Source organism: Mesorhizobium sp. M0152 (assembly GCF_040322415.1).
Lineage (GTDB): Bacteria > Pseudomonadota > Alphaproteobacteria > Rhizobiales > Rhizobiaceae > Mesorhizobium.
Map to the genome: position 1 here is coordinate 66,974 of NZ_JAMYTH010000022.1, position 13,268 is coordinate 80,241.

The 13,268-nt window shown below is 64.1% G+C and carries 13 protein-coding genes and 2 pseudogenes; 6 read left to right on the plus strand and 9 right to left on the minus strand.

Annotated elements, in window-relative coordinates; all coding sequences use genetic code 11:
* Nucleotides 1-62 precede the first annotated feature (62 nt).
* The 4 genes from NKJ26_RS21335 (at nt 63) to NKJ26_RS21350 (ending at nt 4,369) form a co-directional block, all read left to right on the plus strand.
* Nucleotides 63-1,541 carry a LysM peptidoglycan-binding domain-containing protein gene (locus tag NKJ26_RS21335; RefSeq protein WP_352696921.1) on the plus strand — a complete coding sequence of 493 codons (1,479 nt, stop codon included), beginning with the start codon at nt 63-65 and terminating at the stop codon, nt 1,539-1,541.
* A 121-nt stretch (nt 1,542-1,662) separates the two neighbouring features.
* Nucleotides 1,663-2,010, plus strand: coding sequence for an ArsR/SmtB family transcription factor (locus NKJ26_RS21340; RefSeq protein WP_352607937.1), 348 nt, complete (start codon nt 1,663-1,665; stop codon nt 2,008-2,010).
* 25 nt (nt 2,011-2,035) lie between these two features.
* A complete protein-coding gene (locus NKJ26_RS21345) occupies nt 2,036-3,922 on the plus strand; it encodes an ABCB family ABC transporter ATP-binding protein/permease (RefSeq protein ID WP_352696923.1) in 1,887 nt (628 codons plus the stop codon).
* A 105-nt stretch (nt 3,923-4,027) separates the two neighbouring features.
* Nucleotides 4,028-4,369: an antibiotic biosynthesis monooxygenase gene (locus NKJ26_RS21350; protein WP_352696924.1), complete on the plus strand. Its 342-nt coding sequence runs from the start codon at nt 4,028-4,030 to the stop codon at nt 4,367-4,369.
* Here NKJ26_RS21350 and NKJ26_RS21355 read toward each other — a convergent pair.
* Nucleotides 4,366-5,232 carry an SMP-30/gluconolactonase/LRE family protein gene (locus NKJ26_RS21355; protein ID WP_352696925.1) on the minus strand — a complete coding sequence of 289 codons (867 nt, stop codon included), beginning with the start codon at nt 5,230-5,232 and terminating at the stop codon, nt 4,366-4,368. The two genes, NKJ26_RS21350 and NKJ26_RS21355, sit on opposite strands and share 4 nt — an antisense overlap.
* 243 nt (nt 5,233-5,475) lie before the next feature.
* Here NKJ26_RS21355 and NKJ26_RS21360 point away from each other — a divergent pair, with 243 nt between their 5' ends.
* A complete protein-coding gene (locus tag NKJ26_RS21360; RefSeq protein WP_352696927.1) occupies nt 5,476-6,174 on the plus strand; it encodes a phosphatidylserine decarboxylase in 699 nt (232 codons plus the stop codon).
* 3 nt (nt 6,175-6,177) lie between these two features.
* Nucleotides 6,178-6,996, plus strand: a complete 819-nt coding sequence (locus NKJ26_RS21365; RefSeq protein ID WP_502903164.1) for a CDP-alcohol phosphatidyltransferase family protein — start codon at nt 6,178-6,180, stop codon at nt 6,994-6,996.
* 42 nt (nt 6,997-7,038) lie between these two features.
* Here the strand turns inward: NKJ26_RS21365 and cimA are convergent, their stop codons facing one another.
* The 8 genes and pseudogenes from cimA to cysS all read right to left on the minus strand — a co-directional run bounded on the left by cimA (nt 7,039) and on the right by cysS (nt 13,143).
* Nucleotides 7,039-8,661: a citramalate synthase gene (gene cimA, locus NKJ26_RS21370; RefSeq protein WP_352696928.1), complete on the minus strand. Its 1,623-nt coding sequence runs from the start codon at nt 8,659-8,661 to the stop codon at nt 7,039-7,041.
* A 205-nt stretch (nt 8,662-8,866) separates the two neighbouring features.
* Nucleotides 8,867-9,817, minus strand: coding sequence for a prolyl aminopeptidase (gene pip / locus NKJ26_RS21375; protein WP_352696930.1), 951 nt, complete (start codon nt 9,815-9,817; stop codon nt 8,867-8,869).
* Nucleotides 9,814-10,290 (minus strand): GFA family protein, encoded by a 477-nt coding sequence (locus NKJ26_RS21380; RefSeq protein WP_352696932.1) that lies wholly within the window; start codon nt 10,288-10,290, stop codon nt 9,814-9,816. Before NKJ26_RS21380 ends, pip begins: the two co-directional genes overlap by 4 nt.
* Nucleotides 10,287-10,778 (minus strand): GFA family protein, encoded by a 492-nt coding sequence (locus NKJ26_RS21385; protein WP_352696934.1) that lies wholly within the window; start codon nt 10,776-10,778, stop codon nt 10,287-10,289. Before NKJ26_RS21385 ends, NKJ26_RS21380 begins: the two co-directional genes overlap by 4 nt.
* Before the next feature lie 6 nt (nt 10,779-10,784).
* Complete coding sequence (locus NKJ26_RS21390; protein WP_352607917.1) at nt 10,785-11,171, minus strand: VOC family protein; 387 nt, start codon at nt 11,169-11,171, stop codon at nt 10,785-10,787.
* Nucleotides 11,168-11,296, minus strand: a pseudogene (locus tag NKJ26_RS21395) (endonuclease domain-containing protein); the annotation flags it as partial. The gene NKJ26_RS21390 and the pseudogene NKJ26_RS21395, both read right to left, overlap by 4 nt.
* Before the next feature lie 38 nt (nt 11,297-11,334).
* A pseudogene (locus NKJ26_RS33615) lies at nt 11,335-11,537 on the minus strand (hypothetical protein); the annotation flags it as partial.
* Nucleotides 11,538-11,691: 154 nt separating this feature from the next.
* Nucleotides 11,692-13,143 (minus strand): cysteine--tRNA ligase, encoded by a 1,452-nt coding sequence (cysS, locus tag NKJ26_RS21400; RefSeq protein WP_352696936.1) that lies wholly within the window; start codon nt 13,141-13,143, stop codon nt 11,692-11,694.
* Between the last annotated feature and the right edge of the window lie 125 nt (nt 13,144-13,268).

Genomic DNA, 13,268 nt, shown 5'->3' on the forward strand with positions numbered 1-13,268 from the left:
TTCTTGTCGGCCTATGCAAAACAGGCTAGACCGGGCGTTAGGTGGCTAAGGGGTAGGGAAATATGGCAATTAATCCATTGAAGGCGTTCTTGTTCGCGGCGGGTGGGACCGTCGCGGCCGCAGGAACCGCCTATGTATCGGGCGCACTCGACCCGTATCTCGGTCGCACGCCGCCGGCGGAAGTGGCGGCCTTGACGCCGCCCGCGGCGCCTACGTCCGCCGAACCCGGCACCGAGGCGAGGCTGCCGGCGGTGGCGGTGCCGGCCGCTCCCGCCGCGGCGCCGCAGACGACGGCTCCAGCGGCGCCCGCTGCACCCGCCGCTGGTCCGATCGCACCGACTTTCGACGTCGTGCGCGTCGAGAGCAACGGTTCGATCGTCATTGCCGGCAATGCGGCGCCTAACTCGAAGGTCGAGATTCTCAACGGCACGATCGTGCTCGGCTCGACGGTCGCGGGTGCCGATGGCGCCTTCGTCATCGTGCTCGACGATCCATTGAAGCCTGGCGACTATACAATCGCACTGCGCTCGACGACCGGCGACATCGTGACCGCTTCGGCGCAGACCGCTGTCGTCTCGGTTCCGGCCAATGCGGCCGGCCAGGTACTGGCCATGGTCGAGGAGCCGGGCAAGCCGGCTGAATTGCTCACTGTGCCGGCACCCGGAGCCAAACCATCCGCACCGGCTGCCGGTGACCAGGCCGCCACGCCGGCAGCGGAGGCGCCGGCCGCAACGACACCGGCACCAGCCGCCGTCGAAGCGGCACCTGCCGTGACGGCACCAGCCACGCCGCCCGCGGCACTCGGCGAACCCAAGATCGTAGTCGAGGCGGTCGAGATCGACGGCAACAAGATCTTTGTCGCCGGCGTCGCCGATCCGGGCCGCAAGGTACGCGCCTACGCCAACGATATCCTGCTCGGCGATGCCAAGACGTCGCCGGACGGTCATTTCCTCGTCGAGGCGGCGCGCGACATTCCGGTCGGCAGCTACACCATCCGTGTCGACGGTCTGGACGCCGACGGCGTGAAGGTGGTGGCTCGCGCCGCCGTGCCGTTCGAGCGCGAACCCGGCGAATCGGTCGCCGCCGTGGCGCCGGTGAAGCCCAAGCCCGCCCAAGCAAAGCCGGTCGTGTCTGCTGGGCAAGCGCCTGCCGCTCCGGCACCCGCAATTGCCGCCGAGAAGGCACAACCCGCACCGGCTCCCACCGCGCCGGCAGCACCCGGTGCCAAGGCTCCGGCCGCTGTCGCAGCGGCAACGCCGCCAAGCGATGTGCCCGAGACCGTGGCGCCCAAGCTCGAGCATGCCGACAGCGCCATTATCATCCGTCGCCACGACACGCTGTGGCGGATCTCGCGGCGCGTCTACGGCCACGGCATGCGCTATTCGACCATCTACCTCGCCAACCAGGATCAGATCACCGATCCCGATCGCATCTGGCCGGGGCAGGTGTTCAAGGTCCCGGAAAAGTCAAAGGAAGGCGAAGCCGCCGACCTCAAGGCGATGGGCGAGCAGGCAACGACGGCGCCCACCAAGACGCAGTAGGCTTCGCGCCTGCAGGGGAGTGCGCAATCTCCCCTTGGGGAAGTTCGAACGCCACGCAGATACTATCTACCCATCGGCGTAGCTTGCCCGATACACACTCATCGTTTATCGCCGATGGACGATGACCGAATCCCTCATTGAAACAGCCGGCGGCTGCGGCTCGCCGGAAAGCGCTGCAGCGGATAGCCGTGCCGTTGCCGCCCGGCTGGCGGCGCTTTCGCACCCGGCGCGGATCGAAATCATCAAACACCTGTCGGCCAGCCATTCCTGCTGCTGCCGTGAAGTCGTCGACCGCCTCGATCTGGCGCAGTCCACGGTCTCCCAGCACCTGAAGGTGCTGGTCGAGGCCGGTCTGGTCCGGTTCGAGCCAGACCGCCAGCGGTCGCGCTATGCGGTCGATCGTGCCGCGCTCACCGAAATATCGGCATCGCTGAACGCGCTCGTCGATTCCTGCTGCTCCGGTCGCTGACCCCCTCACCTGAAAGGCAAGAAAAGTGGCCGAAAAAACCGTATCCGCCGAATCCGGCACGACGCTCGCGACATTGCGCAATCTCTGGCCCTACATGTGGCCGGCCGATCGCGCCGACCTCAGGGCGCGGGTCACCTGGGCGACGCTGCTGCTGGTCGTCGCCAAGGTAACGCTGGTCGCCGGCCCCTATTTCTTCAAATGGGCGACCGATGCGTTGGCCGGCGCCGCCAAGACGCCGCCGCCGCTGCCCTCTTTCCTACTCGCCCCAGTGATGCTGGTCATCGCCTATAATGTGCTGCGCCTGGTGCAGCTCGGCTTCAACCAGCTGCGCGACGCGCTGTTTGCCCGCGTCGGCCAGCATGCGGTGCGCCAGCTCGCCTTCCGCACCTTCGTCCATATGCACCAGTTGTCGCTGCGCTTTCATCTGGAGCGCCGCACTGGCGGCCTGTCGCGCATCATCGAGCGCGGCACCAAGGGCATCGAGACGATCGTGCGCTTCATCATGCTGAACACGGCGCCGACCATTCTCGAATTCTCCCTGACGGCCGGCATCTTCGCCTTCACCTATGGATGGAAATACGTGGCCGTGGTGGCGCTCACCGTCTGCGTCTATGTGTGGTTCACGGTCAAGGCCAGCGACTGGCGCATCTCGATCCGCCGCGACATGAACGACAGCGACACCGACGCCAACACCAAGGCGATCGACTCGCTGCTGAATTTCGAGACGGTCAAGTATTTCACCAATGAAGCGATGGAAGCCGAGCGCTTCGACCGCTCGATGGCGCGTTACGAGCTCGCCGCCACAAGGACCTGGACCTCGCTCGGCTGGCTGAACTTCGGCCAGGGCGTCATCTTCGGCCTCGGCACGGTGGTCGTCATGTGCATGTCGGCGCTCGAGGTACAGGCCGGCACGCAGTCCGTCGGCGATTTCGTCTTCATCAATGCCATGCTGGTGCAGCTTTCCGTGCCGCTCAACTTCATCGGCTTCATCTACCGCGAAATCCGCCAGGGGCTGACCGATATCGAGCACATGTTCGACCTGCTCGACGTGCCGCAGGAGATCGTCGACAAGCCCGATGCAAGGCCCTTGGTCGTCGGCGCCGGCAAGGTCGAGTTCCGCGACGTGCATTTCTCCTATGATCCGAACCGCAAGATCCTGAAGGGTGTCAGTTTCGAAGTGCCGGCCGGCAAGACGGTCGCCATCGTCGGTCCGTCAGGCGCCGGCAAATCCACCATCTCGCGGCTGCTGTTCCGCTTCTACGACGTGCAGGCCGGCCAGGTGCTGATCGATGGCCAGGACATTCGTGACGTGACGCAGGAAAGCCTGCGCGCCGTGCTCGGCATGGTGCCGCAGGACACGGTGCTCTTCAACGACACCATCGCCTATAACATCCGCTACGGCCGGGTCGGCGCCAGCGAGGACGAGGTGCGCAAGGCGGCCGAACTTGCCCAGATCGGCCCGTTCATCGACAAGCTTCCCGACGGCTATAAGTCCATGGTCGGCGAGCGCGGCCTGAAGCTTTCCGGTGGCGAGAAGCAGCGCGTGGCGATCGCCCGCACCATCCTCAAGGCGCCGCCGGTCCTGATGCTCGATGAAGCCACTTCCGCGCTGGACAGCCACACCGAGCAGGAGATCCAGGCCGCACTCGATCTTGTCAGCAAGGGCCGCACCACCATCGTCATCGCCCACCGTCTGTCGACGGTGATCTCGGCCGACGAAATCATCGTGCTCAAGGACGGCCAGATCGTCGAGCGCGGCACCCATGCCGAGCTGATGCGCGCGCACGGCCTCTACGCCTCGATGTGGGATCGCCAGCGCGAGGCGACGGAGGCCGAGGAGCGGCTGCGCATCGCCCGCGAGAGCGACGAACTCGGCGTCGTCGTCCGCCGGCGGACGTCGGAGATGTCGTAGGAATTTTGGAGCGCCGATTTCCTGAAATTCCGCTTGACCTCAACTTTGGTTGAGATTGTACGCCGTCCTTGGAGCCCGCGAACATCCAGGAACGGAACAATCAAAATGAGCAAGACAAATCAGAATGGCGGCAGCGTGTTCAGGGTGGACAAGTTTGTCGTCCCCGCCGCTGCCCGCGAGGAAATACTCGCCAAAGTCAGGACAACGCATGAATTGCTGCGCCGGCAGGATGGTTTCGTGCAGGATTTCCTGCTCGAGCAATTCTCCGGCCCCGGCGAGTTCAACCTCGTTACCATCGTCGAATGGGAAAGCCAGGCGGCCGTCGACCAGGTGGTGCCGATCGTCAAGGCAGCGCATGAGCGCATCGCCTTCGACCCGAAGGAGACGATCGCCCGGCTCGGCGTACGGGCTGATATCGCCAACTATCGGCGAGTGCCCGGGCTCTAGCCGGGCCAGCCAACGCCAGGTGCCGGGGCTCCAACGCCGAGCACCTGGCCGGTGCGGGCATCCCCCGTCATGTGCTCGAATCCCCGCCATTCGGCAGCGACGATGAACAGCGTTTGCCTGCCCGCACCGCCCAGCATGCAGGCAAAGCAACCGCGGTCGACAGTGACCGTCTGCAACACTGCCCCGCCTTCGCGCACCCGCACGCAGTGTTTGTTCGGTACGTCTGCATACCAAATCGCCCCTTCTTCATCGAGGCAAATGCCGTCGGGATAGCCGTCGAGATCGGCCCAGACGCGGCGTTTGGACAAGGCGCCGTCGGCTGCGATGTCGAACGCCGTCAACCGGTTGGCGTGGGATTCGGCAACGATCAGCGTCCTGTTGTCCGGGGTCACCGTCATGCCGTTGGCAAAAGCGATGTCTTCCGCCACTTGCCGGACTGCGCCGTCAGGCGTGATCAGCACGATGGTACCCGGACCGAAATGCTGGCCGGGAGCCGGCGCCGGCCCGCCGCCGTTGACATAGATGTTGCCGCGGCCATCGACCACGATCTCGTTCCACGGACTTGTCGAAAGGGCACGCAAATCTGCATGGACGACGAGGGCGCCGTCGGCTTCCTGCCGCAGCAGCAAGCCTTCGCGGCCGGACACGACGAGCAGACGGCCGTTCGGCAACCAGTCGATGGAGTAGGGCAGCACAGCCGGTAGAGTGAGCATGAGTTCACTGTTGCCGTCGGCATCGACGGCGACGATCTCGCCCGTACCCCAGTTGCAGACCCACAGGCGTCCATCATGCCAGCGCGGCGACTCGCCGAAAGCGAGGCCGGAGGTAACGAGACGCGTTTTAGGGACTGGTGGTTTCTGCATCTGCGAGAACTCCTTGTTGCGCACGGCATCATGGCCGAGATGGCCGTGAGAGGCATCGTCTCACCAAGGACGGACGAGGAGTCCTGGTTCCTACACCGCCTTGTCGCTTTTCGCGCCCTCCTGCCGTTGCACACCGCCACCTCTTCAAGCTGCGGCCAGTGCGGTCTCCGCTATTGTTGCGTTGCGGCGATGAGGGCTTTCGGCTATTGAGGCCGGACTTGAAACGGAGCCCGCCCCAGCCCGATGAGCCTTGTCGATACGGTCAAGAACGCGTTCGTACCGATCCATCGCGAAGGCTACCCCTTCATCGCGGCCTTTGGCGCGGCGACGCTTTTCCTCGGCTATTTTTCTTCGATCCTGTTCTGGATCGGCCTTATCCTGACCGCATGGTGCGTCTATTTCTTCCGCGATCCCGAGCGCGTCACCCCGGTCGACGACCGCCTGGTGATCAGTCCCGCCGATGGCATCGTCTCGGCGGTCGGACCGGCGGTGCCGCCGCGTGAGCTTGGCCTGGGCAATGTCGAAATGACTCGCATCTCGGTGTTCATGAACGTCTTTTCCTGCCATGTGAACCGCGCTCCGGTGCGCGGCCGCATTGCCAGGATCGAACATCGGCCCGGAAAATTCCTCAATGCCGAACTCGACAAGGCCAGCACCGAGAACGAGCGCAACGGGCTCGTGATCGAAAGCCCCAACGGCACGGTTGCCGCGGTGCAGATCGCCGGCCTGGTGGCGCGGCGCATCGTCTGCTGGGCCGAGGCCGGCGGTTCGATCGGCATCGGCGAACGTTTCGGGCTGATCCGCTTCGGCTCGCGCGTCGACGTGTTCCTGCCTTTGAGCGCCACGCTGCGTGTGGCCGTCGGCCAGACCGCGGTCGGCGGCGAAACCGTGCTGGCCGAATTCGGCGGCGTCGCCGGCACGCCCCTCGTGCGGGTTTCCTGACCGGTGGGCACGCAATACAAGAAGTTCGAGGCTCACGGCAGCGGCGGCCCGCGCATCCGCGAAATTCCGATGCGCATGGTGCTGCCCAATCTGGTCACCGTGCTTGCCATCTGCGCCGGCCTGTCCGGCATTCGCTTCGGCTTCGAAGGTCGTTTTGAGCCGGCGGTGGTGATGGTGCTGCTCGCGGCCTTCCTCGACGGCATTGACGGCCGCCTGGCGCGGATGCTGAAGGCGACCTCGAAATTCGGCGCGCAGATGGATTCGCTGGCCGATATCGTCAATTTCGGCGTAGCGCCCGCGCTGGTGCTTTATGCCTTCCTGCTCGACCGCGCCGGCTCTCCGGGCTGGATCGCAGCCCTTCTGTTCGCCATCGCCTGCGGGCTACGGCTCGCCCGTTTCAACGTGCTCGACGACGAGAAGGGCGAACGCCCGATATGGCAGAGCGAATATTTCGTCGGCGTGCCGGCGCCGGCGGGCGCGGTGCTGGTGATGCTGCCGCTCTATCTCTATTTCCTGCGCCTCGGGCTGGAGCCCAGCCGCCCCGCCGCCTTCGTTGCCGCCGGCTTCACCGTCCTGGTCGCCTTCCTGCTGGTCAGCCGGTTGCCCGTCTATTCCGGCAAGAGCCTCAAGATCCCGGGCGACCGGGTGCTGCCGATCATTCTCGGCGTCGTGCTCTACGTCCTCTTGCTGATGACCTATCCCTGGTACACGCTGACCGCTTCGGTCGCCGGTTACCTGATCTTCCTGCCGTTCAGCGTGCGCGCCTATTCCAAGCGCGCCAAGCTGGAAGGCGAGAAGGTGCCGCCTTCGGACATTGGGTAGGCTGGATCGGAGGGCGACCTCAGCCTCTGATTGCTTCGCGCATCACTCCGCAGCCACCAGTCCCGCCATTTCCCGGTTCTTCATCAGCTTGTAGACGATCGAATCCATCAGCGCCTGGAACGAGGCGTCGATGATGTTTTCCGAGACGCCGACCGTCCACCAGCGCGCGCCGGTGCCGTCATGCGATTCGATCAGCACGCGGGTGATCGCCTCAGTGCCGCCATTGAGGATACGCACCTTGAAATCGGCGAGCTCGAGATCGGCGATTTCGCTCTGATACTTGCCGAGATCCTTGCGCAGCGCGATGTCGAGTGCGTTGACCGGGCCATGCCCCTCGGCCACGGACATCTTCTCCTCGCCGTCGACCAGCACCTTCACGATCGCTTCGGAGACCGTCTTCAACTGGCCGTTGGCATCGAAGCGGCGCTCGACCATGCAGCGGAAGGAGGTGACGTTGAAAAACTCCGGCAATCCCTGCAGCATCTTGCGCGCGAGCAGCTCGAAAGAAGCGTCGGCGCCTTCATAGGCATAGCCCGAGGCCTCGCGCTCCTTGACGACAGCGATCAGCGCATCGAGCCGATGATCGTCCCTCGGCACATCGATGCCGCGCCGCTTCAGCTCGGCAAGGAAATTGGCCTTGCCGCCCTGGTCGGAGACCATGACGCGGCGGCGGTTGCCGACCGCTTCGGGGGGGACATGCTCATAGGTCGCCGGCTCCTTGGCAAGTGCGGAGGCATGGATGCCGGCTTTGGTGGCAAAGGCCGAGGCGCCGACATAGGGTGCCTGGGCTTCAGGCGCCCGGTTGAGGAGTTCATCGAAAGCGCGAGAGAGCCTGGAGATGCCCGTGAGCGCTTCGGCCGAAATGCCCGTCTCGAAACGATCGGCGAAGGCCGGCTTCAGCGCCAGCGTCGGGACGATAGAGATCAGATTGGCGTTGCCGCAGCGTTCCCCGATGCCGTTCAGCGTGCCCTGGATCTGGCGCACGCCGGCCTCGACGGCGGCTAGCGAATTCGCCACCGCCTGGCCGGTATCATCGTGGGCATGGATGCCGAGACTGGTGCCGGGAATGCCGGAGGCAATCACCCGCTCGACGACAGCGCGGATTTCCGAGGGCTGCGTGCCGCCATTGGTGTCACACAGCACCACCCAGCGCGCACCGGCATCATGGGCGGTCTTGGCGCAGGCGAGCGCATAATCCGGATTGGCCTTGAAACCATCGAAGAAATGCTCGCAGTCGACCATCGCTTCCTTGCCGGAAGCGATCGCCGCCTCGACCGAAGTCTTGATCGACTCCAGATTCTCCTCGTTGGTGCAACCGAGCGCGACTCTGACGTGATAGTCCCAGCTCTTGGCGACGAAGCAGATGGCATCGGATTTCGATTGCACAAGCGCCGCAAGGCCGGGATCGTTGGAGGCCGACACCCCTGCCCGTTTGGTCATGCCGAAGGCGACGAATTTGGCGTTCGCCGTGCGCTTCTCCTGGAAGAAGGCCGTGTCGGTCGGATTGGCGCCGGGATAGCCGCCCTCGACATAGTCCATGCCGAATTCATCAAGCAGTTTTGCAATCGCGATCTTGTCCTCGACGGAAAAGTCGATGCCGGGCGTCTGCTGGCCGTCGCGCAGGGTCGTGTCGAAGAGGAAGAGGCGTTGCTTTGTCATGGTCATAGCTCGAAAGGCCGCGATCCTTCGCGCCCCCCTCTGTCCTGCTGGACATCTCCCCCACAAGGGGGGAGATCGAACCGCACACCGGCTTTCGCTAATCTCCAGCGCTGCACGGCGAGCGACATGGCCGAAGCTGCCAATCTCCCCCCAAGTGGGGGAGATGTCCGGCAGGACAGAGGGGGGCGCCGTAGTGCACGAACCTGCATGGTTATTTCCCCGCAAACCCATCCGTCGCGCGGATCAGTCGGTCTAAAATCCCGGGCTCCGAATAGGAATGGCCGGCGCCCTCGATCAGGTGAAAATCCGCCTTCGGCCAAGCCTTGTGCAGGGCCCAGGCGTATTTCGCCGGGCACGGCATGTCGTAGCGGCCATGAACGATGGCGCCGGGGATGTCCTTGAGCTTGTGCGCATCGCGCAGCAGCTGTCCCTCGTCCAGCCAGCCGGCATGGACGAAATAGTGGTTCTCGATGCGGGCAAAGGCGATGGCATAGTCGTCCTCTCCAAACTTGTCGCTGGTTTCCGGCTCCGGCAGCAGCGTGATCGTCTCGCCTTCCCACAGGCTCCAGGCGAGCGCCGCTTCCAGTTGCGCCTTGCGGTCGGACCCAACCAGCCGCTTGCGATAGGCCGCCATCATGTCGCCGCGCTCGGCCTCGGGGATTGGCGCCACAAAACGTTCCCACTTGTCGGGAAACATCTCGGACACGCCGAACTGATAATACCATTCGAGTTCCGCACGGGTCAGCGTATAGATGCCGCGCACCACCAGTTCGCTCACGCGGTCCGGGTGGGTTTCGGCATAGGCCAGCGCCAGCGTCGAGCCCCAGGAGCCGCCGAAAACCAGCCATGTGTCGAAGCCGGCCATCTCGCGCAGGCGTTCGATATCGGTCACGAGATGCCAGGTAGTGTTGGCCTCGAGCGAGGCATTTGGCGTCGATTTCCCACAGCCGCGCTGGTCGAACAGAATGACGTCGTAAAGTTTCGGGTCGAACAGCCGCCGGTGTTTTGGCGAGATGGTGCCGCCCGGCCCGCCATGCAGGAACACCGCCGGCTTGGCGCCCTTCGTGCCGGAACGTTCCCAATAGACCATGTGGCCGTCGCCGACATCGAGCATGCCCGAGTCAAACGGTTCGATCTCGGGGTAGAGGGTGCGTAAGCTCATAGTTTAAGGCCTTGCTGCGGCCAGTTGGCCGTCTCGTGATCTGGATGCTGGAAGGAGATGATCTGCTCCTGCCTGGCGTAATAGTCGGGATCGTCATGGACCGGCGCCTTGAAGATTGCCTCCACCAAGGGCAGCCGCGCGGCGTAGTTGACCTGGATTTGCGGCGCCAGGTCCGAACGGTCATCGAAGGCGCCGATGGCGATCTCCAAGCCGCCCGGCTGCCGGTAGGTCAGCGGCGTGCCGCAGCGGGCGCAGAAGCCTCGATCGATATTGACCGAGGATTGGAAATAGCTCGGCTCTTCGTGAGTCCATTCGACGCCGTCTTGCGGCACCGTCACCAGCGCACCGAAGAAGGAGCCGAACTGTTTCTGGCACATGCGGCAATGGCAGATCGACGGGCGTCCGAGCGCGCCCTTGATGCGGAAGCGCACGGCGCCGCACTGGCAGCCGCCGGTTCGAACGGTTTCGGTCATGATATCTTCTCCGGCGGCCATTGCTCGGTGTCGTGGTCAGGATGCTGATAGGAAACGAGATCAGCCAGATAGGGGGCCGAGTCGATGTCGGCCATCGTGTCCTCACCCGGCAATTGCGGGATGGTGTCGACGTAGGGGAGCTTTGCTTCCGTGCCCCACTGGATCACCGGCGCGATTTCGGCCGGATTGTCGAACGCACCAATGGCGAGGCCGACCCCGTCGGGCGCGGTGAAAGTCAGCGGCGTGCCGCAATCGGCGCAAAAACCACGCTGGACATGGTTGGACGAACGGAAGTATTTCGGCTCGCCGCGGGTCCAGTCGAGCTTGGCGCCGCGCACCGAGACCAGCGGCGCATAAAACGAGCCGAACGCCTTCTGGCACATGCGGCAGTGGCAGATCGAGGCTTCGCCGAGCGCGCCTTCGACGCGGAAGCGCACCGCGCCGCACTGGCAGCCGCCTGTGTAGACCGGCCGGTTGTCGAGGCTCATCACGTCTCACTCCGGATCATGACAGACGGCCTCGACATTGTTGCCGTCCGGATCGAAAACGAAGGCGCCGTAATAATTCGGGTGATAATGCGGCCGCAGCCCCGGCGCACCATTGTCCTTGCCACCAGCAGCAAGGGCCGCGAGATGGAACGCATCGACCTCGGCGCGGCTGCGCGCGGTGAAGGCGACGTGCTGATGGGCCCTGGGCTTGTCCTTACCGGCATGCAGCCAGAACACCGGCCGCTCGCGGCCATAGCCGCCGACCTTGGCACCGCCAGTGTATTCCTGCGGCACCATATAAAGCAGCGCCGCCCCCAGCGGCGCCATCGCCCTGTCGTAGAAAGCCTTCGAAGCATCGAAATCGGCAACGGTGATACCGAGATGGTCGATCACGAAACGGACTCCCTTGCTGGTTCGCCCACCGGCATTTCAGCTGCGGCCAAACCGGCCTCGATCACGATATGCTGGCAGACATTGTCGATATCGCGAATGACGTCGTCGTTCCAGAAGCGCAGGAGCACCGGCGAGAGCCTCCTGACAGTTTCGAAGCTTATTGCGGTTCGTGTTCTATGGCGCCCCCCTCTGTCCTGCCGGACATCTCCCCCACTTGGGGGGAGATTGGCCGTCATGGCGGCTTTCGCCAATCTCCAGCGTCGCAAAGGCAGCGCAGTCGACGAAGCTACCGATCTCCCCCCTTGTGGGGGAGATGTCCGGCAGGACAGAGGGGGGCGCTGCCCCGCCGGCCTGTCGGCTTGAGACCACTGTGCGCTCGGGAAAAGAGAGGAGTCAAAGCGAACAAGCGGAAACGTCGGCGATCCTTCACACCCCCCTCTGTCCTGCCGGACATCTCCCCCGCAAAGGGGGAGATCGGCTGTCGCCACCGCTTTCGCCAACTTGGTATTCAGCACCACCCTCACCGCTTGACCTCCCAGGTCGTCACGCGCTCTCCGGTGACCGGGTCCTTGCCGTCCTTCAATTGCACGCCTTGCGCCAGCAACTCATCGCGTATGCGATCGGCCTCGGCCCAATTTTTGGCGGCGATGAATTTCAGGCGCTTGGCGATAGCCTCGCCGATCGCGGCCTCATCCACTTTGGCCGCACCGACATCGAAGCCGAGGAAGGCAAGCGCCGCCTTCAGCGAGGCTGCGGCAGCGTTTTCGCCATTTTCATTGAACTCGATGGCCTCGCTTGCCAGTTGGGTGAGTTGCTGGAAAGCGGCATAGGTGGCAAGATCGTCGGACAGCGCCGCCACGACCTCTGCCGGCACCTGCCCTGCCGCTGCCGACGCCAGATCCGCCGCCCGTTTCCATTTGCGCAGTGTATTCTCGGCCTCTTCCAGCTTGCGCACGGAAAAGTCGATCGGTTCGCGGTAATGCGTCATCAGCATGGCCAGCCGCAGCACCTCGCCCGGCCATTTGCGGCCGCCGAACGTATCGGTCTCCAGCAGCTCATGGATCGAGTAGAAATTGCCGACGCTTTTCGACATCTTCTGCCCTTCGACCTGCAGGAAGCCGTTGTGCATCCAGACATTGGCCATGACATCGGTGCCATGGGCGCAGCGCGACTGGGCGATTTCGTTCTCGTGGTGCGGGAAGATCAGGTCGAGGCCGCCGCCATGGATGTCGAAGACATCGCCGAGATAGGCGGCCGACATCGCCGAGCACTCGATGTGCCATCCCGGACGGCCCCTGCCCCAGGGCGAATTCCAGCCCGGCTCTTCCGGCGACGACAGCTTCCACAGCACGAAATCGCCGGGACTTTTCTTGTGAGCGTCGACGGCGACGCGGGCGCCGGCCTGCTGCTCGTCGAGATTACGCTTCGACAGTTGGCCGTAGGCCGGCATCGACGCCGTGTCGAACAGGACTTCGCCTGCGGCGACATAGGCATGGCCGCGTCCGATCAGGCTTTGAATCAAGGTGATCATGTCGGCCTTGCCATCGGCCCTTGGCTCGACGAATTCGGTGGCGCGCGGCTCGACGGTCGGCTCCAGGCAACCGAGCGTGGCGACATCCCTGTGGTATTGGTCGGCGGTTTTTTCCGTCACCCGGCGGATCGCCTCGTTGAGCGACAATTTTCCGGCGGCGATATCGCCGCCGAAGTCGCGCAACGCGCGCGCGTTGATCTTGTCGTCGACGTCGGTGATGTTGCGCACATAGGTGACATGCGCCTCCCCGTAGAAATGGCGCAGCAACCGGAAGAGCACGTCGAAGACGATCGCTGGCCTGGCATTGCCGATATGCGCGAAGTCGTAGACTGTCGGGCCGCAGACATACATGCGTACATTGCGCGCATCGATCGGGACGAAGTCCGCCTTCGTCCGCGTCAGCGTATTATAGAGGCGCAGGCTCTTCGATGCGTCAGACATTCCATGCCTTCCCGGTCCAGAACTTTTGTTTGGATGGAGCCAGCCTCGCGCCGAGACGCAAATAAGACTCCAGCCTGCTGGCCGGGGCGTTTGTCCAATCTGGGGAAAGATGAGGCGAAAACGTC